The following is a 988-nucleotide window of genomic DNA, read 5'->3' as shown; positions in this document are numbered from 1 at the left end:
AGCAGCCGTTGGTACCCTTGATAGCCAGCATAGGACTTTTTATTTTTGTGCAGGAATTTATAAGGCTCATAGCCGGACCTCAAATAAAGGAATACAATATTCCAGTTGCATTTAGCGGTATAAAAACTGATAGTCTGAGAGTCAGTGGAGTGTGGATACTTATACTACTTCTTACATGCTTGCTTCTGCTTTTCCTATGGCTTTTGCTGAACAAAAGCAGGGCTGGTCTCGCATGGAAGGCAACTGCACTTGATCAGGATATTTCTACAGCTATGGGAATAAATTCTAAAAAAGTAGTTGCTTCAAATTTTTTACTTGGATATGGATTTGCAGCAGCAGCAGGGATAATGGTTGCAATTTTGTATCATTCTATTTTCCCGACTATGGGAGATGTACCGGCATACAAGATGCTGGCCATAATAGTATTGGGAGGACTTGGTAATCCTCTTGGAACTGTTGTTGCGGGTTTGATAATAGGACTGTCTGAAACTTATGCAGCAGTATATATAGGATCGTTTTTCCCTAAAGATGCAATCGCATTTATTGTTTTGATAGTAATTATACTAATCAAGCCCAATGGCTTGTTTGGAGAAAAAACATCCAATTAGGATAGTGGAAGAACGTAAATTATATGAAGGAGGAATGACTTGATGTATGAGATAGTTGTAGCAATAAATGTTGGCATATTTGTACTGCTGGCGTTGAGTTTGAATATAATAACGGGATATGCCGGACAACCCTGTCTTGGACAGGCTGCATTCTTTGGAATTGGAGCATATACCAGTGCAGTAGTTACTACAAAGCTTGGATTGAGTTTTTGGCTAGCCATACCGGCGGCTGGACTGGTTGCAGGAATTATCGGAATTTTACTGGGATTTATAAGTCTAAGGGTAAGAGATGACTTTCTTGCCATCACAACAATAGGAATAAATTTTGTTGCTGTTGCTGTATTTCAATATGTTCCATATCTTGGAGCAGCATTCGGAAT

The 988-nt window shown here is 39.3% G+C and carries 2 protein-coding genes; both read left to right on the top strand.

Annotated elements, in window-relative coordinates:
* Nucleotides 1-608: branched-chain amino acid ABC transporter permease (locus tag AC3AX0_RS12235; protein WP_487550560.1), on the top strand; the 608-nt coding region annotated here is incomplete at its 5' end.
* Nucleotides 609-650: 42 nt separating this feature from the next.
* On the top strand, nucleotides 651-988 hold a 338-nt coding region (locus AC3AX0_RS12230; protein WP_487550559.1), incomplete at its 3' end, for a branched-chain amino acid ABC transporter permease.

It is taken from the genome of Dethiosulfatibacter sp. (assembly GCF_983023055.1).
This window is presented reverse-complemented; position numbering and strand designations above follow the sequence as displayed.